This window comes from Variovorax boronicumulans NBRC 103145 (assembly GCF_001591345.1).
Taxonomy (GTDB): domain Bacteria; phylum Pseudomonadota; class Gammaproteobacteria; order Burkholderiales; family Burkholderiaceae_C; genus Variovorax; species Variovorax boronicumulans.
This window is the reverse complement of record NZ_BCUS01000048.1, coordinates 17,449-43,830: the sequence shown is the minus strand read 5'-3', so window position 1 is coordinate 43,830 and position 26,382 is coordinate 17,449. Positions and strand designations below refer to the sequence as shown.

The window sequence follows — 26,382 nt, the reverse complement described above, 5'->3', positions numbered from 1 at the left end:
ATCTCTCCAAATCAGTGATTGTCTCGCGGCACAAAGGCCCCACGGCGACCACGCAGAAAGGCCAGGTCCGCCCCCTGGTCGGCCTGCAGCACCGTGTCGACGTACAGCTTCCAGTACCCCGAGTCCAGCGGCGCTTTGGGTGCCACCCACTTCGCGCGGCGCTTCGCCAGCTCCTCGTCGCTCACGTGCAGGTGCAGCTTGCGGTTCGGCACGTCGAGCTCGACGATGTCGCCGTCCTGCACCAGTGCCAGCGGGCCGCCCGCAGCCGCTTCGGGCGCGGTATGCAGAACGACGGTGCCGTAGGCCGTGCCGCTCATGCGCGCGTCGCTGATGCGGACCATGTCCGTGATGCCCTTGCGCAGCACCTTCGGCGGCAGCGGCATGTTGCCGGCCTCGGCCATGCCGGGGTAGCCCTTGGGGCCGCAGTTCTTGAGCACCATGATGCAGTGCTCGTCGATGTCCAGGTTCTCGTCGTCGATGCGCTTGTGCAGGTCGTCGGCGCTCTCGAACACCACCGCGCGGCCCTTGTGCACCAGCAGCTCGGGCGTGGCCGCGCTGGGCTTGATGATGGCGCCGTTGGGCGCGAGGTTGCCGCGCAGCACACAGATGCCGGCCTTGTCCTTGAAGGGCTCGGCCTGGGTGCGGATGACCTGCGGGTTGTAGTTCTCGGCGTCCTTCACGTTCTCCCACACGCTTTGGCCGGTGACGGTCAGGATGTCCTTGTGCAGGTGGTCGGCGATTTCCTTGATGACCACCGGCAGGCCGCCCGCGTAGCAGAAGTCTTCCATCAGGAACTGGCCCGACGGCTGGAGGTTCACCAGGCAGGGCAGGTCGGCGGCGAGGCGGTCGAAGTCGTCGAGCGTGAGCTCGACGCCCATGCGCCCCGCGATGGCCAGCAGGTGGATCACGAAATTGGTCGAGCCGCCGATGGCCGCGTTGACCTTGATCGCGTTCTCGATCGCCTGCCGCGTGAGGATCTTCGACATGTTCAGGTCTTCATGCACCATGTCGACGATGCGCCGGCCCGCCTGCCGTGCGAGCACGTTGCGCCGGCCGTCGACGGCAGGGTAGGCCGCGTTGCCCGGCAGGCCGATACCCAGCGACTCGACCATGCTGGCCATGGTGCTGGCCGTGCCCATCGTCATGCAGTGGCCGTGGCTGCGGTGCATGCAGCTCTCGGCCTCGAAGAAGTCCTGCAGCTTGAGCGTGCCGGCGCGCACCTGCTCGCTCATCTGCCACACGCCGGTGCCCGAGCCCAGCTCCTGGCCTCGCCATTTGCCCGAGAGCATCGGGCCGCCCGACACGCCGATGGTCGGCAGGTCGACGCTGGCCGCGCCCATCATCAACGCGGGCGTGGTCTTGTCGCAGCCCATGAGCAGCACCACGCCGTCGAGCGGGTTGCCGCGAATGCTTTCTTCGACGTCCATGCTCGCGAGGTTGCGATACAGCATGGCGGTGGGGCGCAGGAGGGTCTCGCCCAGCGACATCACCGGGAACTCGAGCGGGAAGCCGCCCGCTTCGTACACGCCGATCTTCACCTGCTCGGCGAGCGTGCGGAAGTGCGAGTTGCAGGGCGTGAGTTCGCTGAAGGTGTTGCAGATGCCGATCACCGGGCGACCGTCGAACTGGTCGTGCGGCACGCCCTTGCCCTTCATCCAACTGCGGTAGATGAAACCGTCGCGGTCATGGCGTCCGAACCACTGCTGGCTGCGCAGTTCGCTGGCGGGCTTTTTCTTCGGGGCGTTGCTCATGGGATGTGTCTCTTCGTCGTTGATGCTTTGCGGAAATCCTCAGGGTTTTTCCTGCGGGACGACCGTTTCAATCATCATATGATAAGCGTGATGAGCTGTCGCGCATTCAGGGTTTTCGAGTGGCCGGCACAGGCAGATCCGCCTGAATCCGGCCCCGATACGGGCAGGCAAACAGGCACCGGACACCACCAGAACCACACACCCACAGGCAGGCATGATCAAGAACGTTCACGGCAACACGGTCGACCGCATCGGCAGCGACATCGTCGCGGGCCGCTATGCGCCCGGCGCGTCGATTCCGCCGGAGCCGCTCTTGTGCGAAGAGCTCGGCGTGAGCCGGACCGTGGTGCGCGAATCGATCAAGTCGCTGATCGCCAAGGGCCTGGTGACCAGCGGCCCGAAGGTGGGCACGCGCGTGCAGCCGCCCGACCAGTGGAACTGGTTCGACGCCGACGTCATCGTGTGGCAGACGCAGGCGGGCCTGTCGGCCGAGTTCCTGCGCGACCTGCAGGACCTGCGCCGCGTGGTGGAGCCCGCCGCGGTGGCGCTGGCCGCCCAGCGCGCCACCGCCGAAGACATCGCCGACATGGAAGACGCCTACGCGGGCATGAAGCGCGCCATCGAATTCGGCGGCGACTACATCACGCCCGACCTGCGCTTTCACCAGGGCCTCATCCGCTCCAGCCACAACCGCATGCTGGTGCAGATGAGCCGTGCGCTGGGCGCGCTGCTGCGCACCAGCTTCGAGATATCGACCACCCGCAAGAACGGGCCCGCGAGTTCGCTGCCGCTGCACCGCGCGGTGCTCGACGCCGTCATCGCACGCGATCCGGCCGCCGCCGAGAAAGCCGTGCTGGTGCTCATCGACGGCGCGCGCCACGACATCGAGACGGTGCTGGCCTCGCGCAAGAAGATTCCGCGCATCAGCCGCCCGGCCACGCAGCTGAAGGCCTTCCCGCTCTAGACGCGGCGGCCGCGCAGACATCCCATAACAACACTGGAAAGTCAGGAGACGCAGATGCTGATGCAAAGGGCAATCGACGGATTTTTTCGCCTGCTGGAGTTCCTCGTCGTCGTGTGCATGGTGGCGATGGTCGTCATGGTGTTCGGCAACGTGGTGCTGCGCTACGGTTTCAATTCGGGCATTTCGGTGTCGGACGAGATGTCGCGCTACTGCTTCATCTGGCTCACCTACATCGGCGCCATGGTGGCCATGCGCGACGGCGCGCACCTGGGTGTCGACACGCTCATCAAGCACTTGCCGCTCATGGGCAAGAAGGTCTGCTTCTTCCTGAGCCAGTCGCTCATGCTGTTCTGCAACGTGCTCTTCTTCATGGGCACCTACGAGATGCACGAGCTGCAGGTGACCAACATCTCGCCCGTGGTGGGCATCTCGATGATCTGGGTCTACGGCATCGGCTACGTGGTGTCGGTGGTGATGGCCCTCTTCAACATCGACAAGCTCTGGCGATTGTTCAGGGGCCGGGTGCCCGACCAGGAGTTGATCCAGATCATGGAATCCGAAGAACAGGTGCTCGACGCCGCCGCACACGGGAAGGTGGCGCAATGACCGTCACGATCTTCATCGTCTCCCTGCTCGGCGCGATGGCACTGGGCATTCCGATCTCGTATTCGCTGCTGGTGTGCGGTGTCTCGCTGATGGGCTGGCTGGCCTACACCGGCGGCCTGCCGGCCTTCGACAGCCAGATCATCGCGCAGCGCTTTGTCGACGGTGCCGACAACTTCCCGCTGCTCGCGGTGCCGTTCTTCCTGCTCGCCGGCGAGTTCATGAATGCGGGCGGGCTCAGCCGGCGCATCGTGAACCTGGCGATGGCCTGGGTCGGCCACTACCGCGGCGGCATGGGCTATGTGGCGGTGCTGGCCGCGATCATCATGGCCTCGCTGTCGGGTTCGGCCGTGGCCGACACGGCCGCGCTGGCCGCGCTCCTCATCCCCATGATGAAGGCCGCCGGCTACCAGATGAACCGCTCGGCCGGCCTCATTGCCGCGGGCGGCATCATCGCGCCGGTGATCCCGCCGTCGATCGGGCTCATCGTGTTCGGCGTGGCGGGCAACGTGTCGATCACCAAGCTGTTCCTCGCGGGCATCGTGCCCGGCATCCTGATGGGGCTCGCAGTGGGCGTGGCCTGGTGGATCGTGGCCCGGAAGGACAACGTGAAGTCCTCGCCGCGCGTGCCCTGGGGCGAGCGGCTGAAGGTCACGGCGCAGGGCAGCCTGGCGCTGGCGCTGCCGATCATCATCATCGGCGGCATGAAGTTCGGCGTCTTCACGCCGACCGAAGCCGCCGTGGTCGCGGCCGTCTATTCGCTCGTGGTGGGCCTCTTCATCTATGGCGAACTCAAGGTCAAAGACCTGTACCGTCTCACGCTCGCGGCCGGCAAGACCACGGCGGTCGTGATGTTCCTCGTGGCCGCCGCGATGGTGAGCGCCTGGCTCATCACGGTGGCCAACATCCCAACCGAGGTGGTGGCGCTGCTGGAGCCCTTCCTGGACAACAAGACGCTGCTGATGTTCGTGATGATGGTGCTGATCGTCATCGTGGGCACCGCGCTCGACTTCACGCCCACCGTGCTGATCCTCACGCCGGTGCTGATGCCCGTGGTGCTCAAGGCCGGCATCGACCCGGTGTACTTCGGCGTGCTGTTCATCATGAACAACGCCATCGGCCTGATCACGCCGCCCGTGGGCACGGTGCTCAACGTGGTGAGCGGCGTGGCGCGCATCTCGATGGACGATGCCTTCAAGGGCGTGATGCCTTTCTTCATCGCTCACCTGGTGGTGCTGTTCACGCTGGTGTTCTTCCCGCAGCTCGTGACCGTTCCGCTCCAGTGGTGGATGGGGCGCTAGTTCTTCTTTTTTCCTGTCAGTCAGTTCGTTCAACCAACCCCTCGAATCGAAGGAGACAAGCATGTTGTTTCGCAGAACCCTGATGACCGCCGCCCTCGTGGCCGGCGGCCTGCTGGCGTCGACCGGCGCCCTCGCGCAATTTGCCGAACGCACGATCAAGTTCACCAACGGCGTGAACGAAGACCACCCCGTGGGCGTGGGCGTGAAGAAGATGCAGGAAGTGCTCGCTGCCAAGACCGGCGGCAAGATGAAGATCACGGCCTTCTGGGGCGGCGCCGCGGGCGGCGACCTGCCGGCCACACAGGCGCTGCGCGCCGGCACGCAGGAAATGGTGTGCACCTCGAGTTCGCCGCTGGTGGGCATCGTGAAGGAACTCGGCGCCTTCGACCTGCCGTTCCTGTTCGCCAACGAGAAGGAGGCCGATGCGGTGCTCGACGGCCCCGCGGGCGAGTACTTCAACAAGAAGCTCGAAGCCGCCGGTCTCGTGAACCTGGCCTACTGGGAGAACGGTTTTCGCAACCTCACCAACAGCAAGAAGCCCGTGGCCAAGGCCGAGGACTTCGAAGGCGTGAAGCTGCGCGTGATGCAGAACAACATCTTCCTCGATTCGTTCAAGACCCTGGGCGCCAACGCCGTGCCCATGGCCTTCGGCGAGGTGTTCACCGCACTCGAAACCCGCACCATCGACGGCCAGGAGAACCCCTTCGTGACCATCGAGACCTCCAAGTTCAGCGAGGTCCAGAAGTACCTGAGCGTGACGCGCCACGCCTACACGCCCTTCCTCATCCTCTACAGCAAGAAGCTCTGGGACCAGCTCAACCCGCAGGAGCAGGCGGTGCTGCGCGAGGCCGCGAAGGAAGGCCAGAAGGTCCAGCGCGAAGCCAACCGGGCGCTCAACGAGAAGTCGCTCGCCAGCCTGCGCAAGACCATGACGGTGAACGAAGTCTCGGCGGCCGAACAGAAGCGCATGCTGGAGAAGGTCAAGCCCGTGTACGACAAGAACGTGCCCAACATCGGCACGGAAGCCGTGGGCGTGGTCACCGACGCGCTGAAGAAGGCGCGCGGGGGCTGACCGAGGCTTTCGGCCATGCGCTGAATGTGTGCAAGAGCCGCGCGGCACCTGCCGCTGCGGCTTTTTCTTTTTGCGGAATCCTTGTCATGAAAATCACGCAGCTCGAAACCATCCGCCTCGGCGAGTTTCCCAACATCCTGTGGGTGCGCCTGCACACCGACGAGGGCCTGGTCGGCCTCGGCGAAACCTTCATGGGCGCCGAAGCGGTCGAGGCCTACCTGCACGAGTGGGCGGCGCTGAAACTGCTGGGCACCGACCCGCTGCAGATCGAGGCGCGCAACCGCGACATCACGGGCTACCTCGGCTGGCGCGGGTCGGGCGTGGAAACGCGCGGCAACTCGGCCGTCGACATCGCGCTGTGGGACCTGTTCGGCAAGGCCGCCAACATGCCGGTGCACACGGCGCTGGGCGGCAAGAGCCGCGATGCCATTCGCATCTACAACACCTGCGCGGGCTACCAGTACATCCGCAGCGCCACGAACCAGACCAGCTCGAACTGGGGCCTGGCCAACAACAACGGGCCCTACGAAGACCTGCAGGGCTTCCTGCACCACGCCGACGAGCTGGCCGAGTCGCTGCTGTCCGAAGGCATCACGGCCATGAAGATCTGGCCCTTCGACCCGGCGGCGGAGAAGAGCCACGGGCAGTACATCAGCAACGCCGACCTCGACACCGCGCTCGAGCCCTTCCGCAAGATCCGCCAGGCGGTGGGCGGCAAGATGGACATCATGGTCGAGTTCCACAGCCTGTGGCGGCTGCCGATGGCGCAGAAGATCGCGCGCGCGCTGCAGGAGTTCGACACCTTCTGGCACGAGGACGCCATCCGCATGGACAGCCTGGACCTGCTCAAGCAGTACGCGAAGGACTGCCAGGCGCTCGTCTGCGCAAGCGAAACGCTGAGCTACAAGTGGGGCTTCAAGGACTACCTGCAGACCGGCGTCGCCGGGGTCGCGATGCTCGACCTGAGCTGGTGCGGCGGCCTCACCGAGGCGCGCAAGATCGCCGCCATGGCCGACGCCTGGCAACTGCCCGTGGCGCCGCACGACTGCACCGGGCCGGTGGTCTGGGCCGCGTCCACGCACCTGAGCCTGCATGCGCCCAATGCGCTCATCCAGGAGAGCGTGCGCGCCTTCTTCACCGGCTGGTACAAGGAGCTCGTCACCGAGCTGCCGAAGGTCGAGAACGGGATGATCAGCCTCAACGACAAGCCCGGCCTGGGCCTGGAGCTGCTGCCCGACCTGCACAAGCGCGCCGACGCGATCGTGCGGGTGTCGAAGGCGGCGTAGGGGCGTTCGTCAGCGGTTGTCGTCGGTGCGCAGCCGCAGCAGGGCGCGCACGAAGCCGTGGTCCGAGCGCGAGCGGTCGCGGCCTTCGTGCAGGTGGTCGTTGAAGTAGTCGACGCGGCGCACGTCGCCCAGGCTGTGGCGGCTGCTGGCAACGAACTCTTCGCTCACCAGGATCTGGTCGAGCACATCCGGAAAGCCCTGGTGGATGTGCGAATAGGCCACGTCCTTCTTCAGCGCCGACTCGCCCTGCATCTCGTAGGCGTTGAACAGCGCCACGTCGCGCGCGGCCTTGTCGTAGGCCACTTCGGAGGTGGCGGCCACCAGCTGCGTGGTCACGCTGTGCGGGTTGTCGTTGAAGTCGCCCATCACCACCAGCGGCACGTTGGTGCCCTGCAGCAGGTCGATCACGATGCAGCGCAGGGCCGCGGCCTCGGCGCCGCGCATCAGCAGCGAGCGCAGCGAGGCCATGGCGCCGATCTTGCGGTCGTCGCGGTCTTCGAGCTGGTTGCCTTGCGCGTCCTGCAGGAACTTGGGGCGCTTGGACTTCAGGTGCACCGTCAGCACATGCACCTGCTGGCCGTGCTTCATGCGCACGGTGGCCAGCAGGGGCGGGCGCTCGAAGCGCGTGTGCGGGCCGATGCCCGGCACCTCGACGCCGAAGCCCGCGGGAAAGTCGACGAAGGACTGCACGCTGTCCACCTGCAGCCGCGTGACGATGCCGACGCGCGGCGTGCCCTGTGCGCCCGGCCGCCCGGGCGTGCCCGGCGGGCTCGCGGGCGGCGGCGAGTTCTCGGCGCCCGGCACCGAGACGAAGTCGTAGCGCAGCCCGCTGCGCCCGATGGCGGCCTTCAGCGCGGCCTCGTCCCACACCTCCTGCACCGCGAGCACGTCGGCATTGAGCGCGTGGATGCGCTCGCCGATCCAGTCGATCTTGCGTTCGTATTCGCGCTCGTTGTAGGCGTCCTGGTTCTCGTAGTACACGCGGTTGGGGTTCGCGAGGTTGAGCAGGTTGCAGGTCGCGACGAAGAGCGTGGCGTAGTTGGGCGGGATGTATGGCATGGAAACGCGATTGTGTCCCGGGTTAGGATTTCAAGCTGAGGTGCGCCCGCCATGTCGTCCATGTCATTCGATGGCGAGGCCGGCCGCAAGAAACAACAACGAAACCGGGGAGCCGCCCAGCGCGGAATGCATGAAGCTCATCCATCTCACCTCCTGCGCCGTGGCGGCGCTGCTCGTTGCGGGCTGCGCGTCCAGGAGCCATCCGTCGATGTCTTTCGGCGGCAGCCTTGTCGAACACAGCCTGCTGCGCGTCGAGGACCATGTGTCCTTTGCCCTGGAAGATGGGCCCGAGACGCGCAACTTCACTGTCGCGTGCAATGCGCCCCAGGCGTGGTTGCTCTACTCCGACCTGCGCACCGGCCGCAGCTATCCGGTGACCGGCCGGCGGTATGGCGTGCGCAAGGAACTGGACGAGCGCCAGGCATCGGCCCTGAAAGCGCAGCCGGCGGTCGAACGCGCATGCCGCGCGACCCCGCCCGATTGGCGCGAGGTGCAACGCCGCGCAGACGGCACATTCACGCTCATCGACATCGCAAGCGTCGAGACCTCCGAGGGCGCCTTGCTCTTCTGGGGCGCGTTCGACTATCCGCGCATGGACTTCGACCTGCCTTACCGGGCACCCTTTGGGCAGAAGCGCGAGCGCTTCAGGCTCGCGTGCCCATCGCAATCCTATGCCCAGGTGAGCGGATTCGACATCGACGAGCGCGGCCGCGTCACGGACGGCCGGGTTGAAGGTGACAGGGCGAAGTCGTACACGGTCGGCGGCGACACGAATGCGGACTACAAGGCGCTCTTCAAGGCGGCCTGCAGCGGTGCTTCGGCAGGGCAGGCGTTGCCTGCCTTCACTTCTCGCGCCAAGGCGCTGCCTGATCCCGCAGGCCTGACGCCGCCGAGCCCGGCGGTGATGAAGGCTGTTTCCCAGCTGGGGCTTCCACCGGCGCCCAAGCGCCTGAAGCGCGTCGTGCTCGAAGGCACATGGACCCGCGACGGGAAGACGACGCCGACCCGCAATGAGCTCCAGATTGCGCCGGACGCGACAGCTTCCGTGTTCCGAACCCGGACGAAGACCGGCACAGGCCCCGCGGACGGCACGCGGTCGCAGACCGCTTCATTCCTGGGCCTGGTCGACTTGAGCAGCTTCGTCAACTTTCTTCCTGGCTCCGACACGATCAGCCAGGCCATGACCGATCTCACTTTGACGGGCGACTGGCAACGCATGGCCGTGGGCTCGGAGTTGCGCTACGAGACGAAGAAACTGAGCTTGTTCAGCATGATCGGCGGAGTGACCTACGACTACACGACGGTCTGCAAGGTCGTCGGCGTGAGCGCGGCTGCCGAGCTTCATCCTGTCCTGAGTGGCGACGCCAGGCGCCTGGAGTGCCGCATGCAGCCCGATTCGCTCGAACGGACCGACACCTACGTCTATCTGACCGACTACGGCTACGCCCTGCAGCTTCGGGAGGCCGCAGCCAAGCCGCCTTCAGAAGGCATCAAGAAGATCACTGCAGTCGAACAGTGAACGCAGCTGCGGCGCATCGGCGCACGCTGCTGCACGGCCTTGGTCTGGCCGTGGCCTGCGCAGGCGCGCTGGTTCCCGTGGCCCGGATGCAGGCGGCGCCGCCGCGCTGACGGCTGCTCCCGCGGGAGCTCAAAAGAAAAGGGCACCGAGGTGCCCTTTTTCAGTTTCCGGATGGCGTGCCACCCGCGGTGTCTTGTCAGCGACCGAACGAACGACCGCCGCCGCCACCGGAGCGGCCACCACCGCCGCCGCCGTAGCCACCACCGCCGCCACCCGAGCGGCCACCGCCACCCGACCGGTTGCCGCCGTAGCCGCCACCGCCGCCCGGACGACCGCCGCGACCGCGACCACCCATGTGGTCCACGCTCGTGCGCAACGGGTCCGGCTGACCGGCGCCGCCGCCTGCGACGGCTTCAGCGCGCAGGTGCGCGACCTGGTTGGCCTGCGTCGGGCTGTGGCTGTTGCCGTGATGGCGCGGTTGGCGCTCTTCGTGCGGTGCGTGGTGATGCGGCTGCTGCGGTGCGCGCGGCTGGCCTTGCTGCGGGCCGCGGCCCTGTGCGGGACGGGCTGCGCCCTGGCCGCGCGGGCCCTGGCCCTGGCCTTGGCCGCCACCGTTGGCATTGCGGCCTTGGCCGCCGCCACCCTGGCCGCCACCACGGCGTTGACCGCCGCCATTGCCGCCGCCACCACCGCCGTTGCCGCCACCCTGGCCGGCCTTGTTCTCACGGATGCGCGACATCATTTCGGTGCGGGCGGCCTTGGCGGCTGCCTGCATGACTTCGCGGCTCGGCGGACGGCCGGCGCCGCCCCAGATCGTCTGGCGACCCATGGCGATCGGCTCGGCGCGTTCGCCTTCTTCAGGACCGAAGCCCTCGACCTTCTGCACCGGGATCGTCTGCTTCGTGAAGCGTTCGATTTCCTGCATGAAGCCTTCTTCGTCCAGGCACACGAAGCTCACGGCCTCGCCGCTCGAACCGGCGCGGCCGGTGCGGCCGATGCGGTGCACGTAGTCTTCGCTGACGTTCGGGATTTCGTAGTTCACGACGTGCGGCAGCTCGTCGATGTCGATGCCGCGCGCGGCGATGTCGGTGGCCACCAGGGCGCGGATGTCGCCGCTCTTGAAGCCGGCCAGCGCCTGCGTGCGGGCGCTCTGGCTCTTGTTGCCGTGCAGCGCCATCGCCTCGATGCCGTTCTTGGTGAGGAACTCGGCCACGCTGTTGGCGCCGAACTTGGTGCGCGTGAACACGAGCACCTGGCTCCACTTGTTCTCGTTGATGATGTGCGCGAGCAGCGCCTTCTTCTTGCCGCGGCCCACGGGGTGGATCACCTGCGTGATGCGCTGCACCGTGGTGTTGCGCGGCGTGACCTGGATGCTCTGCGGGTTCTTGAGCAGCGAGCCGGCGAGGTCGCGGATCTCGTCGCTGAAGGTGGCCGAGAACAGCAGGCTCTGCTTTTCCTTGGGCACCAGGGCCAGGATCTTCTTCACGTCGTGGATGAAGCCCATGTCCAGCATGCGGTCGGCTTCGTCCAGGATCAGCATCTGGACCTGGCTCAGGTCGAGCATGCCTTGCTGCTGCAGGTCGAGCAGGCGGCCGGGGGTGGCCACGAGGATGTCGACGCCCTTCTTGAGCTTGCTGATCTGCGGGTTCATGCCCACGCCGCCGAAGATCACGGTGGAGTCGAGCTGCAGGTACTTGCCGTAGGTGCGCACCGACTCTTCGACCTGGGCCGCGAGTTCGCGCGTGGGGGTCAGCACGAGGGCACGGATGCCGATGCCGCCGAACTTGTTGGTGGCGCTGCGGCTCATGGTGAGCTTGTGCAGCATCGGCAGGGTGAAGGCCGCGGTCTTGCCGGTGCCGGTCTGGGCGCCGCCCAGCAGGTCGTGGCCGTCGAGGACCACGGGAATGGCTTGCGCCTGGATGGGGGTGGGGGTGTCGTAGCCGTGCTCGTGCACAGCCTTCAAGATGGCGGGAGCCAGCTTCAGTTCGTCAAAATTCATTGTGGAAACAACAAGCGCCATACACGGCGCAGTGGCATCGGCCCGCCAGGCGTCGTTTTGGGGTGACGCCGAGCCAGTCAAGGCAGATGAAGGTCAGGGGTGGGAGCCGGAAGACCCGCGGTGATTTGGGGTTTTCTTCGTCCCCGGCAGAGAGCCGGTTTGCGGGCAACTGGACCCGGCAACGAGGACTATTGTCGCATGAGTCGATAATCATGGGTTCGCCGCGCCCGGATCACTGTCCGGACGACCGTGCTTTTACGCAAATCCCAAGCTACCCAAGGTAATCATTCACAGATGGCTCAATACGTCTATTCGATGAACCGCGTCAGCAAGACCGTGCCGCCCAAGCGGCAGCTCTTGAAGGACATTTCGCTCTCTTTCTTCCCCGGCGCCAAGATCGGCGTGCTCGGCCTGAACGGCTCGGGCAAGTCCACGCTGCTCAAGATCATGGCGGGTGTGGACAAGGAATTCGAGGGCGAGGCCCTGCCCATGCCGGGGATGACGATCGGCTACCTGGAGCAGGAACCCAAGCTCAACGCCGAGCACACGGTGCGCGAATCGGTCGAGGAGTCCATGGGCGCGGTGTTCGCGGCCAAGGCGCGCCTCGAAGAGGTGTACATCGCCTACGGTGCCGAAGACGCCGACTTCGACGCGCTGGCGGCCGAACAGGCCCAGCTCGAAGCCATCATCGCCACCGCCGGCACCGATTCCGAGCACCAGCTCGAAATTGCCGCCGACGCGCTGCGCCTGCCGCCGTGGGACGCCAAGATCGGCCTGCTGTCGGGCGGTGAAAAGCGCCGCGTGGCGCTGTGTCGCCTGCTGCTGTCCAAGCCCGACATGCTGCTGCTCGACGAACCGACCAACCACCTGGACGCCGAATCGGTCGAGTGGCTCGAAGTGTTCCTGCAGCGCTTCACGGGCACCGTGGTGGCCATCACCCACGATCGCTACTTCCTGGACAACGCCGCCGAGTGGATTCTGGAAATGGACCGCGGTCGCGGCATTCCCTGGAAGGGCAACTACAGCACCTGGCTCGAGCAGAAGGGCGAACGCCTGGCGCAGGAGCAGAAGAGCGAAGAAGCCCACGCCAAGGCCCTGAAGAAGGAACTCGAGTGGTCGCGCCAGAACCCGAAGGCACGCCAGGCCAAGAGCAAATCGCGCCTGGCCCGCTTCGAGGAGCTGAGCGACATGGAATACCAGAAGCGCAACGAAACGCAGGAAATCTTCATTCCTGTGGCGGAGCGACTGGGCCAGCAGGTGTTCGAGTTCCACGGCGTCAGCAAGTCCTTCGGCGACCGCATGCTGATCGACAACCTGAGCTTCACCGTGCCGCCGGGCGCGATCGTCGGCATCATCGGCCCGAACGGCGCCGGCAAGTCGACGCTGTTCAAGCTGCTCGCGGGCAAGGAAAAGCCGGACACGGGCGAGGTCGTCATCGGCCAGACCGTGAAGATGGCCTTCGTCGACCAGCACCGCGACGAGCTGGCGTCCGACAAGACCGTGTGGGAAGACATCTCCAACGGCCTGGACATCATCAACGTCGGCAAGTTCCAGATGGCCAGCCGCGCGTACGCGGGCCGCTTCAACTTCAACGGCGCCGACCAGCAGAAGAAGGTCGGCACGCTGTCGGGCGGTGAACGCGGCCGCCTGCACCTGGCCAAGACGCTGATTGCGGGCGGCAACGTGCTGCTGCTGGACGAACCGTCGAACGACCTGGACGTGGAAACCCTGCGCGCCCTGGAAGACGCGCTGCTCGAGTTCGCCGGCACCGTGATGGTCATCAGCCACGACCGCTGGTTCCTCGACCGCATCGCCACGCACATCCTCGCGGCCGAAGGCGACAGCCAGTGGACCTTCTTCGACGGCAACTACCAGGAGTACGAAGCCGACAAGAAGAAGCGCCTCGGCGAAGAAGGCGCCAAGCCGAAACGCATGCGCTACAAGGCCCTCAAGTAAGACAGGACGCGGGCGGCTTCGGCCGCTTCGACCATCAGAGCGCGCGGTTCCGCAAGGGGCCGCGCGCTTTGTCGTTCAGGGGGCGTCGTGGTCGACGAGGTCGGCGTCGAGCCAGCCGCGCAGGCTGTTGATGAAGGCGAGGGCCTCGACGCGAGGCAGGTCGTCCACGCACACGACCGCTTCGGTCAGTTGTTCTTCGCGCAGCCGGCGGGCACGCCCGATGCCGTCGAGCAGCCCGCAGTGCAGCGGCGGCGTGACCCAGCGGCCGTCGAGCCGCAGCGCGATGTTGCCGCGCGTGCATTCGGTGATCTCGCCGTCGCGGTTCCACAGCAGCGTGTCGAACACGCCGGGTGTGGTCGGTGTGAACGCCTCGTAGTGCGCGCGGCGCGTCGTCTTGAAGCGCGAGAACTCGCTGTCGGCCTCGTCGAACGCGCGCGCGGCCAGTTGCAGGCGCACGCGCGGCGGCGCAGCGTCCATGGCGAAGGCTTCGGCGCGCGGTTGGCCTTGTGCGTCGAGCAGCAGGCGCACGCGCCATGTGCCTGCGGCATGCGCGGTGCGTAGTTGGTCCAGGCAGGCCGTCACGTGTGCTTCGTGCCACGGATAGCCGAAGTGCGCAGCCGCGTTGCGCATGCGGGCCAGGTGCGCGGGCGCATCGCGCAATGCGCCATCAGTCAGCGCCAGGGTTTCGAGCAGCTCGAAGGAGGTCATGGTTGCGAAGATACCGCCGCGTCGAGAAAGGCGCGCTTGTGCCGCCACTCGTCCCACTCCGCATCCGCCTGCGCATCGGCCGTGATGCCGCTGCCGATGCCGCAGCGCGCGTCATTGCCGCGCAGCGTGACGGTGCGGATCGGCACGTTGAAGGTCGCGTGCCCGCCGGGCCGCACCACGCCGACGGCGCCGCAGTACACGCCGCGCGCATCGGGCTCCAGCGCGCGGATCATGCGCATGGCGCTCACCTTCGGCGCGCCGGTGATGGAACCGCAGGGGAACAGCGCCGCGAACAGGTCGGCCAGCGTCGTGCCTTCGCGCAGCCGGGCCTCCACGTCGGAGGTCATCTGCCACACGGTGGGCAGCGCCTCGGTGTGGAAGAGGCGCGGCACGCGCACCGAGAAGGGCTGGGCCACGCGCGAGAGGTCGTTGCGGATCAGGTCCACGATCATCACGTTCTCGGCGCGCTCCTTGGGCACGGTGCGCAGCCGCAGCGCGTGGGCCGCGTCCTCGGCGGGCGTGGCGCCGCGCGGCGCGGTGCCCTTCATGGGGCGCACGAGGATGCGGTCGCCGTCGCGGTCGAAGAACAGCTCGGGCGACACCGACAGCACCTGTTCGTCGCCGGTGTCGATGAAGGCGCCGTAGCCGTTGGGCTGCGCCTGCCGCAGCGCGTGGAACCAGGCCTGCGCGTCGCCGTCGAAGGCCGCGCGCAGCGGCGCCGTGTAGTTGAGCTGGTACAGCACGCCGTCTGCGATGGCGTGGTGGATCGCCTGCATGTTGCGGTCGAAGGCTTCGCGCGACAGGTCGGCCGACCACGCGACGGGCGCCACGGCGGGCGCCGGCGCGTCGGGCCACGGCAATGCTGCGTCGTGCACGCCGAACCAGGCCAGTGGCCCGTCGGGCGCATGCACCTCGAACGCCGGATCGAACGCCGCAGCGGCCTCGTAGCGCAGGTGGCCGATGCACCAGCGGCCTTCGCGGGCCAGCGCCTCGACGGCCTCCAGCACAGGGCGCACCTCGTGCGGCGCATGGGCGACGAGCACGCGCACCGGTGCGCCGAAGGCGGCACGCAGCCGGGTCGCCCCGTCGGTGCGCGGGTCGGCGAAATCGATCAGCGTGGACAGCAAGCGCGCGCCCGGGCCTTTTTGTCAGGTGGCCGCGCGGACCGGCGCAGCGGCGGCTGCCCCCGCCGATCCCGCGAGTGCCCGCTTGCGCACCGCGTAGATGTTGTTGCGCAGCGCGTAGAGCTCGTCGGCGTACGACAGCGGCACGGCCACCTTGTTGACCACGCGGTCGAGGTCGTCGAGTTCTTCCAGCAGCTTGTCGCGCTCGGCCTGGCTCTGGCGCCCGTCCACCTTGGCCTCGATGTCGCGCAGCCGCGCGTACCAGCGGAACACGCGGCGGCGCACGCGGAACTGGTACAGCGGCGGGATCACGCGGCTCAGCGGCAGCATCAGCACCAGCACGCCGCCCAGCACCAGCCACATGCGCTCGACGAGGTTGCTGGCCCAGAACGGCAGGTAGCGCTGCCAGAAGGGCGGCGTGCCGTTGATCGCGCGGTCGCCCTCGGGGCTCACGGGCAGTTCGCTGGTGCGGGTGTTGGGAAAGTCGCGCGCGCGGTTGAACCAGCCGGCGTCGCTGTGCACGGTCTGCGCGGCCTGCGCGAACAGCTGGCGCAGGGCCGGGTGGGTCTCGTCGCGCGACAGCAGCGAGGTGGTGGCGGCGAGCAGCGACACGTCGTGCAGCGGCAGGTCCTTCGACAGGTCGACCACGCCGCGCGGCAGCGACACGGCCGAGAGGAACGGAAAGCGCCGCGTGTAGGCCTCGGCCTGGCCGAAGTCCATGAGCTGGATGTCGCCGGCGCGCAGCAGCCGCTGCACCTGCGGCGACTGCGGGGCCGAGAACAGCACGATGGCGTCGAGCAGCCCGGCCTGCAGCGCCTCGGCCGCGGCGGCCTGCTCGAGGTTCGACAGCAGCAGGTCGTCGGGCCCGAGCCGGTTGGCCTTGAGCAGCCGCTCCATGATCTCGGGCAGCCCGCTGCCGGGCAGGTCGACGTTCACGCGCAGGCCGCGCAGCTGCGTGAGCGAGGTCAGCGTGCCGGTCTTGCGGTCGATCTTCTGCGCGGTGTCGGTGCGGTAGAAGAGCCAGATGGGCTCGAAGAACAGCGCGCCCAGCGAGCGCAGGCCGGCCTCTTCGTCGGCCACCGGGTCGGCGCTGCCGCCGCGCACGAAGGCCACGTCGGCGCCGCCGGTGCGCAGCAGCTGCAGGTTCTCGGTCGAGCCCGAGGTGGCCTTGAGTTCGACGGTGATGCCGCTGTGCTTCAGGGCGTCCGCGTAGCGCTTGCCGAACTGCGCATAGGCGCTGCCCGTGGGGCCGGTGGCCAGCGTCACGTGCTTGGGCGGCTGCGGCTGCAGCCACCAGTAGGCCGCGATCAGCAGGCCGATGACGATGAACACGATCGGGCCAGCCGAGGCGATCAGGTCGCGGATCGACAGCAGGATCAGCTTCAGGGTGCGGGGAAACGCCATGGGGTGCCTCGTCGTGCGGTGCGCGGGTCAGCCGCGCGGTGCGGCCAGGTCGGCGGCGCAGGGAATGTGCAGCTCGCCCACGGTCATCGCGCGTGCGGCGCGCACCGCGCGCACGGTGGCGATCGCGGTGGCTTCGGCGGCCATGGTGCTCAGCACGGTCATGCCGGGCGCATCGCCTTCGAGCGGCACGCGGCCGGTGGCCAGTGCGAACAACGTGTCGCCGTCGCTCATGGTGTGCACCGGGTTGATGGCGCGCGCCAGGCCGTCGTGCGCCACCATGGCGAGCCGGTTGGCCTGCACCTTGGTCAGCACCGCGTCGGTGGCGATCACGCCGATGGTGGTGTTGGTGCCGGCCAGCAGCGGCTTGGGCAGCTCGCCGCGCAGCAGCGCGCGGCGCGTGTCGAGCAGGGCGCTGCCGTCCTCGGTGCGCGCGCCGGCCACGGGCAGGGCGGTGTCGGGGTCGATCACGTCGCCCAGCGAATTGACCGCGATGAGTGCGCCGACCGTGACGCCGCCGACGGTGACCGAGGCGGTGCCGATGCCGCCCTTCATCGCGCGGTGCACGCCGAAGAGCTTGCCCACCAGCGCGCCGGTGCCCGCGCCCACGTTGCCTTCGGCGGGCGCGTCGGTCGAGGCGGCTTCGCAGGCGGCGTAGCCCGCGGCCGCGTCGGGGCGGATGCGCGCGTCGCCCATCGGCAGGTCGAACAGCACGGCGGCCGGCACGATGGGCAGGGTGCCGAAGCGCACGTCCATGCCGACGCCGCGCTCTTCGAGCCAGCGCATCGCGCCCTCGGCGGCGGCCAGGCCCCAGGCGCTGCCGCCGGCGAGCATGACGGCGTGCACTTCCTGCACGAGGTTGCCGGGCGAGAGCAGGTCGGTCTCACGCGTGCCGGGCGCGGCGCCGCGCACATCGACACCGGCCACGGCGCCGTCGCGCGCAATGATCACGGTGCAGCCGGTGGGGCGGCGGGTGTCGGAGAAATGGCCGACTTCGATGCCGGCGACGTCGGTGATGGCACCGGCGCGAGAAGAGGGGGAAGAAGACGCAGCGGACATGGCGGCCGATTATGGGACCGCGACCTTTACGATCCCCACAATGACAGTTGCAAGAAGTTTCTCCCCCGAGGGCGGCAGCCGCCACGTGGTGGTGATCGGCGCGGGCGCGGTGGGCTGCGCCACCGCCATCGAGGCCCTGCGCGCGGGCCTGCGCGTGACGGTGGTGGAGCCCGGCGAGCCGGGTGGCCCGCAGGCCACGAGCTACGGCAATGCCGGCTGGCTGTCATCGCACTCCGTGGTGCCGCCCGCGCTGCCGGGGGCCTGGCGCAAGGTGCCGGGCTGGCTGGCCGACCCGCTCGGGCCGCTGGCGTTGCGCTGGCGCCACCTGCCGCGCGCGCTGCCATGGCTGTTGCGCTACCTGGCCTCGGGCTGGACCGAGGCGCGCGTGCAGCGCACCGCCGACGCATTGCGCACGCTGCTGGTCGATGCGCCCGCGCTGCATGCACAACTGGCCGCCGAGGCCGGCGTGCCGCAGCTCATCGAACGGCGCGGGCTGCTGCATGCCTACCGTTCGCGCGCCGAGTTCGACGGCGATGCGCTGGGCTGGCGCGTGCGCCGGCGCGCCGGCGTCCAGTGGGAAGAATGGCCGGCGGACGAGCTGCGCCGTCGCGAGCCCGATCTGGCCACGCGCTACACGCTCGGCATCTTCGTGCCCGAAGCCGGCCACTGCCGCAATCCGGGCGCCTACGTGGCGGCCCTCGCCCAACATGCGCTCGACGCGGGCGCCGAACGCGTCGCCGCGCGGGCCACCGGCTTTCGCATCGAGGGCGGCCGGCTGCGCGCCGTGCGCACGGAGGTCGGCGAGATCGCCTGCGATGGTGCTGCCATCTGCGCCGGCGCGCGCTCGGGCCCGCTGGCCGCGGCGGCAGGCTCGGCGGTGCCGCTGGAGTCCGAGCGCGGCTACCACGTGGTGCTCGAAGGCGCCACGGCCGGCCCGCGAACGCCGACCATGGTGGCCGACGGCAAACTCATTGCGCACTGGATGGACGGCGGCCTGCGCGCGGCGGGCCAGGTGGAGATCGCGGGTCTCGAGGCGGCGCCCGACTGGCGCCGCGCCAAGATCCTGCACGCGCATCTGCAATCGATGTTCCCGTCGCTGGCACCGCCCGCGCCCGGTGCGCCTTCGGTGGCGCACTGGCTCGGACACCGCCCGAGCCTGCCCGACGGCCTGCCGTGCATCGGCCCGTCGGCGGCCAGCGCCGACATCGTGCTGGCCTTCGGGCATGGCCACGTCGGCCTGTGCGGCTCGGCGCGAACCGGGCGGCTGGCGGCGCAGCTGCTGGCGGGCGTTGCGCCGGAGATACCGCTGGCGCCCTTCGATCCGGGGCGCTTCAGGTCCTGAGGTTCAGTTTGCCGGCGTGATCGACAGCACGGTGAGTGCGCCGTCGACCTTGTCGACGGTGAACTTCACCTTGTCGCCGGCCTTCACCTTGGCGAGCAGCGCCGGGTCGCTCACGCGGAACACCATGGTCATGCCGGTCATCTCGAGGTTCGGGATGTCGCCGTGGCGCAGGGTGATCTTCTTGGCGTCGGTGTCGACCTTGCGGACTTCGCCGTCGACCTGGGGCAGTGCGGCCTGCGCGAACGCCGCGGCGGCGAGCACGAGGGTGGAGAGGGCGGTGAGGACTTTTTTCATGGTCGGGGTTCCTTCCTGGTTTGGATGGGATGAAGGGTGAAGAGGGGCTCAGCGGTAGCTCTGGAAGACGCGCGTGCTGCCGTCGGCCAGCACCAGCAGCACGTCGTAGGCGTCGCGCTGGTCGCCGTAGGCCGGGCCGTCCATGCCGGGCGAGCCGATCGGCATGCCGGGCACGGCCAGGCCGACGGCCTTGGGCTTTTCCTTCAGCAGCCGATGCATTTCGCGCGCCGGCACGTGGCCTTCGATGGCGTAGCCGCCGACGCGGCCGGTGTGGCACGAACCCAGCTTCGTCGGAATGCCGAGCCGCTCGCGCGCCGGGCCGTTGCCCTCGTCGTGCACGCGCGTGGCAAAGCCGTTCTTGTTGAGGTGCTTGACCCAGTCCTGGCAGCAGCCGCAGTTCGGGTCTTTCCAGATCTCGACCATCGGTGCGGCGGCCTGCGCGGCGAGCGGCAGGGACGCGGTGGCGGCGGCGAGTTTCAGGAGGGTTCGTCGTTGCATGGTGGGGTTCCTTTCAGTGGGTCATCGTGTGGGCGCGGCCGCGGCGAGCACGCGCACGCGGCCGGCCATGCCGAGTTCGTAGTGGTCCTTCACGAGGCAGGCGAAGTCGAAGTCGCCGGCGCGGTTGAAGGTCCAGATCAGTTCGCCGGTCTTGCCCGGCTGCACGTGCGCCATCCAGGGCTCGTCGTGCTCCATGCCGGGGTGCTTCTTCATCATGGCGGCGTGGTCCTCGATGACGGCGGCGGTGCCCAGCACCAGCTCGTGCAGGTCCTTGCCGCGGTTCTTCAGCCGCAGGCGGATGGTGTCGCCTTCGCGCACTTCGAGGACCGAGGGCGTGAAGGTCATGTCGTCGGCCATCGCGATGTCGATGGTGCGCTTCACGGCGCTGGCCTTGCCGGCGATGCCCCAGGCTTTTTGCTCGGGCGCGAGCGTGGCGGTGCCGGCCTTGGGTGCGTGGCTTTCGTGGGCTGTGGCGAACGTGGTGACGGCCGCCAGTGCGATGCCGGCGACGAGGGTGGAGAAACGGGTGTTCATGAATGGAATTTCAAAAAGTTGGATCGATGCGATCAGTGGTTGTGGGCCCCATGGCCCGAGGGCTTGCGCACGGTGGCGCTGCCGCTGCCGCTGCCGCTGCCGCTGCCGCTGCCGCTGCCGCTGTCGGGGCTCGCGGGCGCGGTGCCGGTCTTGCGCGGCGCCACCGGCGCACCGCTGGCCGACACCTCGCGCGCGACCGTGCCGGCCGGGTGCTTGAACCAGCCCGGGTCGCGGTAGTCGCCCGGCTTCTGGTCGCGCCGCACTTTGAGCAGCGTGAACATGCCGCCCATCTCGGCCGAACCGAAGGGGCCGGTGCCGGTCATCATGGGCACGGTGTTCTCGGGAATGGGCATTTCCATCTCGCCCATGTCGGCCATGCCCTTGTCGCCCATCACCATGTAGTCGGGCACGAGCTTCTTGATTTTTTCGGCCACGCCCTTGTGGTCCACGCCGATCATGGTCGGCACGTCGTGCCCCATCGGGCCCATCGTGTGGTGCGCCTTGTGGCAGTGCAGCGCCCAGTCGCCTTCCTCGTCGGCAATGAACTCCATCTGCCGCATCTGGCCCACCGCCACGTCGACCGACACCTCGGGCCAGCGCGCGGTGCGCGGCACCGGGCCGCCGTCGGTGCCCGTGACCTCGAACTCGTGGCCGTGGATGTGGATCGGGTGGTTGGTCATCGTGAGGTTGCCCGCACGGATGCGCACGCGGTCGCCACGGCGCACGTTGAGCGTGTCGATGGCCGGGAACACGCGGCTGTTGAAGCTCCAGATGTTGAAGTCGGTCATGGTGTTGACCTTGGGCGTGGCGCTGCCGGGCTCCACGTCGAAGCTGCCGAGCAGGAAGCAGAAGTCGCGGTCGACCTTCTCGATCAGCGGATGCTCGGCCTTCGGGTGCGTGACCCAGAAGCCCATCATCCCCATCGCCATCTGCACCATCTCGTCGGCATGCGGGTGGTACATGAAGGTGCCGGGGCGGCGCGCCGTGAACTCGTAGACGAAGGTCTTGCCCGGCGGAATGTGCGGCTGCGTGATGCCGCCCACGCCGTCCATGCCGTTGGGCAGGCGCTGGCCGTGCCAGTGCACGGTCGTGTGCTCGGGCAGCTTGTTGGTCACGAAGATGCGCACGCGGTCGCCCTCGACCACCTCGATGGTCGGGCCCGGCGACTGGCCGTTGTAGCCCCACATGTTGACCTTGAAGCCGGGCGCCATCTCGCGCACGACGGGTTCGGCGACGAGGTGGAATTCCTTGACGCCGGCGTTCATGCGCCAGGGCAGCGTCCAGCCGTTGAGCGTGACGACGGGGTTGTAGGGTCGGCCGTTGGGCGGCACGAGCGGCGGTGCGGTGGCGGTCGATGCCTGTGTCACCGGCTCGGGCAGCGCGGCCATGCTCACGCGGCTCACGGTGGAGGCGGCCACGGCCGTGGCGGCGCCCGCAAAGAAGTTGCGACGGTTCATGTCAGTGGCCTCCCGCCGCTGGTTCGTTGGTGGCCGCGGTCTGCAGGGCCGTCATGCCGCCGGGCGAGCTGCCCGTGAGCACCAGTTGAAGGTCGGTGTCGGCCAGCCAGAAGTCGCGCTGGGCCTCCATGCCGGCGTTCACGGCGAGCATGCTCGCGCGCGTTTCGCCGAGCAGCTCCCACACGCTGGCGAGCATGCCGTTGTAGCGCAGCACCATCTCCTCGTTGACCTGCTTGCGCAGCGGCAGCACCTCGTCGCGGTAGCGGCGCGCCAGGGCGTAGGCGGTGTTCCAGCCCTGCCAGGCTTCGCGCGCCTCGCTGGCGGCGAGCACGCCCACGTCGCGCACGCGCGCGGCCGACTGCAGGTACTGCGCCTCGGCGCGGCCGCTGCGGGCCTGGCCCCAGTCGAAGATCGGAATCGGCAGCTCGAGCTCGAAGCCGCGCGTGGTCGATTTCGAGCGATCGGCGTCGTTCTCGAAGGTGGTGTTGCGCACCACGCCCAACTCCATCGCATTGATCATGCGGGTGGCGTGCGTGAGGCCGAGCGAGCCGGCCACGGCCGTGTTCTGCGCCTGCGCCGAGCGCACGTCGAGCCGGTCGCGCAGCGCCAGGGCCTGCACGTCGCCGAGCTCGGGCGCGGCCTTCGGCAGCGGCGGCAGGCGGTCGGGCAGGGTGTAGCCGGTGCGCGCGCCGCTCAGGCCCAGCAGGCGCGTGAGCTGTTCGCGGCTGGCGACGGCCGCCTGTTCGGCGCGTGCGAGCTGCGCGGACGCGTCGGCCAGCAGCAGCTGTTCGCGCGTGCGCTGCAGCGCGCTCCAGTTGCCGACTTTGGCCATGCGGTGCGCCAGTTCGGCGCCGGCCTCGGTGGCGTCCTTCGCGTCGCGCAGGTAGCTCACACTCTGTTGCGCGGCCACCGCGCGCACCCAGGCGCGGCGGGTGTCGGCGGCCAGCAGCAGCACGCTTTGCGCCGCCTGCAGCTTGGCGGCCTCGTGCCGCTGGCCGGCCCAGCGCGCCTGCCACGGCAGCGTGAGCAGGCCCACCACGTTGAAAGTCAGCATGCGCTCGAACTCGCGCTCGCTGCCCTGCGCCAGTCGGCTGAAAGACAGCACCGGGTTCGGCAGGCTCGCGGCCTGCACGCGGTCGGCGTCGCTCAGTTGCAGCGTGGCAAAGGCCTCCTGCACGCGCGGGCTGTTGACGAGCGCGATGCGCACGGCGGCTTCGGCGTCCAGCGGTTTGGCCAGCAGCGCGTCGACGCTTTGCTGCGAGGCGTCGTCCGGCTTGCGCTGGGCTGCGGCGCCCGCCATGAGCGGATTGCCGTCGACCAGCGCCTGCACGTCGCCGGCGCCGCCGTCGGGCGACAGGCTGGCGCAGCCGGCGAGCACCAACGCAGCGGTCAGCGCGGTGGCGGTTCTGAGGAATGAAAAGTGACTTTTTCGCCCGAGGGGCGGGCTATCTGTCCGATAGCGGGGGATGCCGGCATACGGCCGGCGAGCAAGGGAATTCACGAGCGATCTCCATGGGCAATACGGCGAACGCTGCGAGCCAAAGGCTCACTGCGGACGGACTACGGGCAGGAAGATCAGGAAATGGGCGGCTTGAAGCCCAGGACGGGCTCGGCGCTGGCAAAGCGGGCCGCGTGCGCGGCCGGCGGCGCCTGGGGCGCCGCATGCGGGGTGTCGACCAGCGGCATGCCGCCGAGTGCCACCGTGTGGCAGACCTGGCAGGCGACACAGGTGCCGCAGTTCGCGTGGTCGGTGCCGTGGGACTGCTGCGAATCGCCGCTGTTGTCGTGCATGGCCGCCATGTCGTGGCCGGTGTCGGCCTCCATGGTGGCTTCATGGCAGTGCGTTTCGGCGATGCCGTTTGCCGCGGCCACCACCGCCTCGGCGGCGGGCAGCGAATGCCGCACCATCTCGAGCGCCATGGCGTCGCCGAGCCAGCCGCGGATGGGCAGCAGGGCGATCATGAGGGCGAGCAGCAGGGTGCGCATGGTTGGGCGCGATGATAAACCGGGGCGGGGCGCCGGCGCCTCAAGACACCAGTTGGCCGCGGGCCTTGTCGACCCACACCTGCAGGTTGTCGAGCAGGTCTTTCTGGCTGAACGAGCAGCTTTCCTCGCTGAAAAGCGCGCTCGATTCGAGTCGGTCCAGCAGGTTCAGCAGCACCTCGCCATAGCGCGGCGGCAGCGCGCCGAGCAGCTCGGTGCTGGCGCGCGCGGCCGTGGAGAGCGTGGTGACGGAGCCGCTGCCGCCTTGCAAGGCGGCGATGCCCGAGGCGATGGTGTCGAGTTGCGTCACGGTGCTCATGAGGCGGCCTTCGCTGGTGGTGGCAGTGCCAGTCCGCGCTCGCGCATCAGGTCGCGCAGCACGTCGGGGTAGTCGGTGATCAGGCCATCGGCGCCCGCGTCCATGAGCCGCACCATGTCGGCGCGCTGGTTCACGGTCCAGGGCACGACCTTCATGCCGAGCTTCTGCGCTTCGCGGATGGCGGGGGCGCCCAGGTCGGCGTGCGCCGGCGACCAGATCAGCGGCCCGGCCGATACACCGGCCGCGGCCTTCACGAGCTGCGGCACCGAGGCGAAGCCGGCGGCGTCAAGGCCGGCGGTCCAGCGGCTGTCCTTCAGCGTGCGGGGCGTGGTGAGGTAGGCGCGCGACAGCTGCGGCGCGAGCTGGCCGACCAGCGCGAGCGTGCGCCAGTCGAAGCTCTGGATGGTCACGCGCTCGCCCATCTTCGCCTTGTCGATCTCGGCCAGCAGCGCGCGCACCATGGGCTCGGGCGCGGCGGTCTCGTCGGGCTTGGTCGGGTCGATCTTGGTCTCGATGTTGAAGTGCACCCGCGCGGCATCGGCGCCGCGCGCCTGCACCTGCGCGAACAGCGCGGCCAGCGTGGGAATGCGCTCGCCGTCGCGCGGCTGCTGCAGCGCGAACTGCTTGCCGTAGTTGCTCTCGGGGTTGAGGCGGCCCACGTCGTAGGTCTGCAGCTGCGCCAGCGTGAGCGAGCGCACGGACGGGGCGGGCTTGGCCGTGAGCCAGGCGCCGCGCGCGTCGCGCGTGTGGTCGGCGTTGAGCGCCGTGTCGTGCGACACCACCACCACGCCGTCGGCCGTGAGCCCGATGTCGAGTTCGAGCGTGGTCACGCCCAGGTCCATCGCGTTGGAGAACGCGGCCAGCGTGTTCTCGGGCGCCAGGCCGCGTCCGCCGCGGTGGGCCTGCAGGTCGAAATGCTGCTTCGCCTTCGGGGCGATGGCGGCGCAGCCGGCGCCGACGAGCGCAGCGGCGATCAGGACAAGAAGGGCGGCACGTTGTTTCATTTGAGTTGCACTTTGATGCCGTTGTCTTGCACCGTGATGTCGCCCACCTCGTAGGTCTTGCGCCCGACCGTGAGCTCGTCGGCCGTGAAGCTGCGCAGGATCTGGCCCTGCAGCAGTTCCTGCGCGACCACCGCGCCGACCTTCTGCAGGCGCTCGGCGTCGCGGCCTTCCACGCCCTGCAGCTCGAGCCGCTCGGCCTTGGGCTGATCGAGCCGCAGCGCGCGTGCCGCCGCGTCGTAGCGCAGCGCGCTGCTCACCGACACCACGCCCTGCACCGGCGAGGCCGCCAGCAGCGGGCTGGCGATGGTCAGCGTGGCCGTGATGGCCGCGCGGTTGGCGCGCCCGTCCAGGCCCAGCTGCGGGTCGCGCAGCCCGACCATGAAGATCTCGGCATAGCGCTCGGCCACCGGAAAGCGCTTGGCGATCTGCGACTGCAGCTCCTCGCGCGTGGCGGTGTATTCATTGGTGAAGAAGTTGAAGCCGGCCAGCGCCGCGAACGGCGCGGGCAGGGCGGCGGCGCCCAGCAGCGCGCGCAGCACCCGACGGCGGAAATGAGAGGGCGGGATTCGGTCGGTCATGGAGCGTGCGAGCTTGCCACAGGCCACGATGTTCCCGCCAGCGCCGAAGGGACGCGTCGGCGTGTCGGACGGTCAGCCGTTCACGCGCAGTTCGTAGCGCGCAAACGTCCCGCCGCGCAGGTCGATGCAGCTGTGCAGCGCGAAGCCGAAGCCCTCGTACAGCGTGCGCAGCGCGGCGCGATCGGCCACGCAGTCCAGCCGCAGCCAGGGGCGCCCGAGCGCGCGGGCGTGGTCGCGTGCATGGCCCAGCAGCGCGCGCGACACGCCCCGGCCGGCCCAGGCGCGGCGCACGGCCAGCTTGTGCACGAACAGCGCGCTGCCGGGCGCGATCTCGGGCCAGAACGACGGGTCTTCCAGATCGAGGCGCATCACGCCGGCCCAGTCGCCGTTCTCCTTGGCCACCACGTAGCGGCCGGCGTCGGTGTCGCGCTGGATGCGTTCGAGGCCGGTGTCGGCGGCGCTCCAGAGCGGGCGTCCTCCCTCGGCGAGCCATTGCGCGGCTTCGGTCAACACGGCCGCGACGGCGGGCGCTTCAGTGGACAGGGCGGGTTCGATGTGCATCGGCGCGCAG

General features: G+C 68.8%; 23 protein-coding genes and 1 pseudogene. 8 read left to right on the top strand and 16 right to left on the bottom strand.

The features are described 5' to 3' along the window. Positions 1–11 precede the first annotated feature (11 nt). Positions 12–1,751: an IlvD/Edd family dehydratase gene (locus VBO01S_RS15705; protein WP_062476021.1), complete on the bottom strand. Its 1,740-nt coding sequence runs from the start codon at positions 1,749–1,751 to the stop codon at positions 12–14. A gap of 214 nt (positions 1,752–1,965) precedes the next feature. Between VBO01S_RS15705 and VBO01S_RS15700 the strand changes: the two genes are divergently transcribed. From VBO01S_RS15700 to VBO01S_RS15680, 5 genes are all read left to right on the top strand, one after another. Next, the gene (locus VBO01S_RS15700; RefSeq protein WP_062476018.1) at positions 1,966–2,715 is read left to right on the top strand and encodes a FadR/GntR family transcriptional regulator; all 750 of its coding nucleotides are present in this window, start codon (positions 1,966–1,968) and stop codon (positions 2,713–2,715) included. Between the two features lie 60 nt (positions 2,716–2,775). Beyond that, positions 2,776–3,321 (top strand): TRAP transporter small permease, encoded by a 546-nt coding sequence (locus tag VBO01S_RS15695; RefSeq protein WP_062476027.1) that lies wholly within the window; start codon positions 2,776–2,778, stop codon positions 3,319–3,321. Continuing rightward, a complete protein-coding gene (locus VBO01S_RS15690; RefSeq protein WP_062476015.1) occupies positions 3,318–4,619 on the top strand; it encodes a TRAP transporter large permease in 1,302 nt (433 codons plus the stop codon). Before VBO01S_RS15695 ends, VBO01S_RS15690 begins: the two co-directional genes overlap by 4 nt. Positions 4,620–4,680: 61 nt before the next feature. Beyond that, the gene (locus tag VBO01S_RS15685; RefSeq protein ID WP_062476013.1) at positions 4,681–5,691 is read left to right on the top strand and encodes a TRAP transporter substrate-binding protein; all 1,011 of its coding nucleotides are present in this window, start codon (positions 4,681–4,683) and stop codon (positions 5,689–5,691) included. Between the two features lie 86 nt (positions 5,692–5,777). Next, a complete protein-coding gene (locus VBO01S_RS15680) occupies positions 5,778–6,977 on the top strand; it encodes a mandelate racemase/muconate lactonizing enzyme family protein (RefSeq protein WP_062476010.1) in 1,200 nt (399 codons plus the stop codon). A gap of 9 nt (positions 6,978–6,986) precedes the next feature. Here VBO01S_RS15680 and VBO01S_RS15675 read toward each other — a convergent pair whose 3' ends face one another. Further along, positions 6,987–8,036 (bottom strand): endonuclease/exonuclease/phosphatase family protein, encoded by a 1,050-nt coding sequence (locus VBO01S_RS15675; RefSeq protein ID WP_062476007.1) that lies wholly within the window; start codon positions 8,034–8,036, stop codon positions 6,987–6,989. A 130-nt stretch (positions 8,037–8,166) separates the two neighbouring features. On the opposite strand from VBO01S_RS15675, the gene VBO01S_RS15670 reads away from it, so the two are divergent. Further along, the gene (locus VBO01S_RS15670) at positions 8,167–9,555 is read left to right on the top strand and encodes a hypothetical protein (protein WP_062476004.1); all 1,389 of its coding nucleotides are present in this window, start codon (positions 8,167–8,169) and stop codon (positions 9,553–9,555) included. Positions 9,556–9,751: 196 nt separating this feature from the next. On the opposite strand, the gene VBO01S_RS15665 is transcribed toward VBO01S_RS15670, so the two are convergent. Then, positions 9,752–11,554, bottom strand: coding sequence for a DEAD/DEAH box helicase (locus VBO01S_RS15665; RefSeq protein ID WP_062476001.1), 1,803 nt, complete (start codon positions 11,552–11,554; stop codon positions 9,752–9,754). A 294-nt stretch (positions 11,555–11,848) separates the two neighbouring features. Between VBO01S_RS15665 and ettA the strand changes: the two genes are divergently transcribed. Further along, entirely contained in the window at positions 11,849–13,510 is a 1,662-nt protein-coding gene (gene ettA, locus VBO01S_RS15660; protein WP_062475998.1) for an energy-dependent translational throttle protein EttA, read from the top strand. 75 nt (positions 13,511–13,585) lie between these two features. On the opposite strand, the pseudogene pabB reads toward ettA, so the two are convergent. The 3 genes and pseudogenes from pabB to VBO01S_RS15645 all read right to left on the bottom strand — a co-directional run bounded on the left by pabB (position 13,586) and on the right by VBO01S_RS15645 (position 17,802). Next, positions 13,586–15,345: pseudogene (pabB, locus tag VBO01S_RS15655) on the bottom strand (aminodeoxychorismate synthase component I). A 21-nt stretch (positions 15,346–15,366) separates the two neighbouring features. Next, positions 15,367–16,746 carry a TAXI family TRAP transporter solute-binding subunit gene (locus VBO01S_RS15650; RefSeq protein WP_062475995.1) on the bottom strand — a complete coding sequence of 460 codons (1,380 nt, stop codon included), beginning with the start codon at positions 16,744–16,746 and terminating at the stop codon, positions 15,367–15,369. Between the two features lie 27 nt (positions 16,747–16,773). After that, a complete protein-coding gene (locus tag VBO01S_RS15645) occupies positions 16,774–17,802 on the bottom strand; it encodes a P1 family peptidase (RefSeq protein WP_062475992.1) in 1,029 nt (342 codons plus the stop codon). Positions 17,803–17,842: 40 nt separating this feature from the next. Between VBO01S_RS15645 and VBO01S_RS15640 the strand changes: the two genes are divergently transcribed. Beyond that, positions 17,843–19,144: an NAD(P)/FAD-dependent oxidoreductase gene (locus tag VBO01S_RS15640; protein ID WP_062475989.1), complete on the top strand. Its 1,302-nt coding sequence runs from the start codon at positions 17,843–17,845 to the stop codon at positions 19,142–19,144. 3 nt (positions 19,145–19,147) lie between these two features. Here the strand turns inward: VBO01S_RS15640 and VBO01S_RS15635 are convergent, their stop codons facing one another. The 10 genes from VBO01S_RS15635 to VBO01S_RS15590 form a co-directional block, all read right to left on the bottom strand. Then, positions 19,148–19,438, bottom strand: coding sequence for a copper-binding protein (locus tag VBO01S_RS15635; protein WP_062475985.1), 291 nt, complete (start codon positions 19,436–19,438; stop codon positions 19,148–19,150). Between the two features lie 48 nt (positions 19,439–19,486). Beyond that, positions 19,487–19,936 (bottom strand): DUF411 domain-containing protein, encoded by a 450-nt coding sequence (locus VBO01S_RS15630; protein ID WP_062475982.1) that lies wholly within the window; start codon positions 19,934–19,936, stop codon positions 19,487–19,489. 21 nt (positions 19,937–19,957) lie between these two features. Further along, positions 19,958–20,470, bottom strand: a complete 513-nt coding sequence (locus tag VBO01S_RS15625; RefSeq protein ID WP_062475979.1) for a cupredoxin domain-containing protein — start codon at positions 20,468–20,470, stop codon at positions 19,958–19,960. A 32-nt stretch (positions 20,471–20,502) separates the two neighbouring features. Next, complete coding sequence (locus VBO01S_RS15620; RefSeq protein WP_062475976.1) at positions 20,503–21,927, bottom strand: multicopper oxidase family protein; 1,425 nt, start codon at positions 21,925–21,927, stop codon at positions 20,503–20,505. A gap of 1 nt (position 21,928) precedes the next feature. Further along, positions 21,929–23,305 (bottom strand): TolC family protein, encoded by a 1,377-nt coding sequence (locus tag VBO01S_RS15615; RefSeq protein WP_306301671.1) that lies wholly within the window; start codon positions 23,303–23,305, stop codon positions 21,929–21,931. A 197-nt stretch (positions 23,306–23,502) separates the two neighbouring features. After that, positions 23,503–23,913, bottom strand: a complete 411-nt coding sequence (locus VBO01S_RS15610) for a hypothetical protein (protein ID WP_062475972.1) — start codon at positions 23,911–23,913, stop codon at positions 23,503–23,505. A 40-nt stretch (positions 23,914–23,953) separates the two neighbouring features. Beyond that, entirely contained in the window at positions 23,954–24,229 is a 276-nt protein-coding gene (locus tag VBO01S_RS15605; RefSeq protein WP_062475969.1) for a hypothetical protein, read from the bottom strand. Next, positions 24,226–25,233: a glycerophosphodiester phosphodiesterase gene (locus tag VBO01S_RS15600; protein ID WP_062475967.1), complete on the bottom strand. Its 1,008-nt coding sequence runs from the start codon at positions 25,231–25,233 to the stop codon at positions 24,226–24,228. Before VBO01S_RS15600 ends, VBO01S_RS15605 begins: the two co-directional genes overlap by 4 nt. Beyond that, complete coding sequence (locus VBO01S_RS15595; protein WP_062475964.1) at positions 25,230–25,811, bottom strand: YceB family lipoprotein; 582 nt, start codon at positions 25,809–25,811, stop codon at positions 25,230–25,232. The genes VBO01S_RS15600 and VBO01S_RS15595 overlap by 4 nt, the downstream gene beginning before the upstream one ends. Before the next feature lie 72 nt (positions 25,812–25,883). Further along, on the bottom strand, positions 25,884–26,372 hold the full coding sequence (locus tag VBO01S_RS15590) for a GNAT family N-acetyltransferase (protein ID WP_062475962.1): 489 nt from the start codon (positions 26,370–26,372) through the stop codon (positions 25,884–25,886). Positions 26,373–26,382: the final 10 nt, after the last annotated feature.

Excerpts from the sequence above, each read along its gene's own strand:
- VBO01S_RS15590 (WP_062475962.1), bottom strand. The coding sequence starts at position 26,372 with ATGCACATCGAACCCGCCCTGTCCACTGAAGCGCCCGCCGTCGCGGCC.
- VBO01S_RS15665 (WP_062476001.1), bottom strand. The coding sequence starts at position 11,554 with ATGAATTTTGACGAACTGAAGCTGGCTCCCGCCATCTTGAAGGCTGTG.
- VBO01S_RS15695 (WP_062476027.1), top strand. The coding sequence starts at position 2,776 with ATGCAAAGGGCAATCGACGGATTTTTTCGCCTGCTGGAGTTCCTCGTC.
- VBO01S_RS15670 (WP_062476004.1), top strand. The coding sequence starts at position 8,167 with ATGAAGCTCATCCATCTCACCTCCTGCGCCGTGGCGGCGCTGCTCGTT.
- VBO01S_RS15605 (WP_062475969.1), bottom strand. The coding sequence starts at position 24,229 with ATGAGCACCGTGACGCAACTCGACACCATCGCCTCGGGCATCGCCGCC.
- VBO01S_RS15650 (WP_062475995.1), bottom strand. The coding sequence starts at position 16,746 with ATGGCGTTTCCCCGCACCCTGAAGCTGATCCTGCTGTCGATCCGCGAC.
- VBO01S_RS15685 (WP_062476013.1), top strand. The coding sequence starts at position 4,681 with ATGTTGTTTCGCAGAACCCTGATGACCGCCGCCCTCGTGGCCGGCGGC.
- VBO01S_RS15600 (WP_062475967.1), bottom strand. The coding sequence starts at position 25,233 with ATGAAACAACGTGCCGCCCTTCTTGTCCTGATCGCCGCTGCGCTCGTC.
- VBO01S_RS15625 (WP_062475979.1), bottom strand. The coding sequence starts at position 20,470 with ATGAACACCCGTTTCTCCACCCTCGTCGCCGGCATCGCACTGGCGGCC.
- VBO01S_RS15635 (WP_062475985.1), bottom strand. The coding sequence starts at position 19,438 with ATGAAAAAAGTCCTCACCGCCCTCTCCACCCTCGTGCTCGCCGCCGCG.
- VBO01S_RS15680 (WP_062476010.1), top strand. The coding sequence starts at position 5,778 with ATGAAAATCACGCAGCTCGAAACCATCCGCCTCGGCGAGTTTCCCAAC.
- VBO01S_RS15630 (WP_062475982.1), bottom strand. The coding sequence starts at position 19,936 with ATGCAACGACGAACCCTCCTGAAACTCGCCGCCGCCACCGCGTCCCTG.
- VBO01S_RS15640 (WP_062475989.1), top strand. The coding sequence starts at position 17,843 with ATGACAGTTGCAAGAAGTTTCTCCCCCGAGGGCGGCAGCCGCCACGTG.
- VBO01S_RS15675 (WP_062476007.1), bottom strand. The coding sequence starts at position 8,036 with ATGCCATACATCCCGCCCAACTACGCCACGCTCTTCGTCGCGACCTGC.
- VBO01S_RS15690 (WP_062476015.1), top strand. The coding sequence starts at position 3,318 with ATGACCGTCACGATCTTCATCGTCTCCCTGCTCGGCGCGATGGCACTG.
- VBO01S_RS15610 (WP_062475972.1), bottom strand. The coding sequence starts at position 23,913 with ATGCGCACCCTGCTGCTCGCCCTCATGATCGCCCTGCTGCCCATCCGC.
- VBO01S_RS15700 (WP_062476018.1), top strand. The coding sequence starts at position 1,966 with ATGATCAAGAACGTTCACGGCAACACGGTCGACCGCATCGGCAGCGAC.
- VBO01S_RS15595 (WP_062475964.1), bottom strand. The coding sequence starts at position 25,811 with ATGACCGACCGAATCCCGCCCTCTCATTTCCGCCGTCGGGTGCTGCGC.
- ettA (WP_062475998.1), top strand. The coding sequence starts at position 11,849 with ATGGCTCAATACGTCTATTCGATGAACCGCGTCAGCAAGACCGTGCCG.
- VBO01S_RS15620 (WP_062475976.1), bottom strand. The coding sequence starts at position 21,927 with ATGAACCGTCGCAACTTCTTTGCGGGCGCCGCCACGGCCGTGGCCGCC.
- VBO01S_RS15645 (WP_062475992.1), bottom strand. The coding sequence starts at position 17,802 with ATGTCCGCTGCGTCTTCTTCCCCCTCTTCTCGCGCCGGTGCCATCACC.
- VBO01S_RS15705 (WP_062476021.1), bottom strand. The coding sequence starts at position 1,751 with ATGAGCAACGCCCCGAAGAAAAAGCCCGCCAGCGAACTGCGCAGCCAG.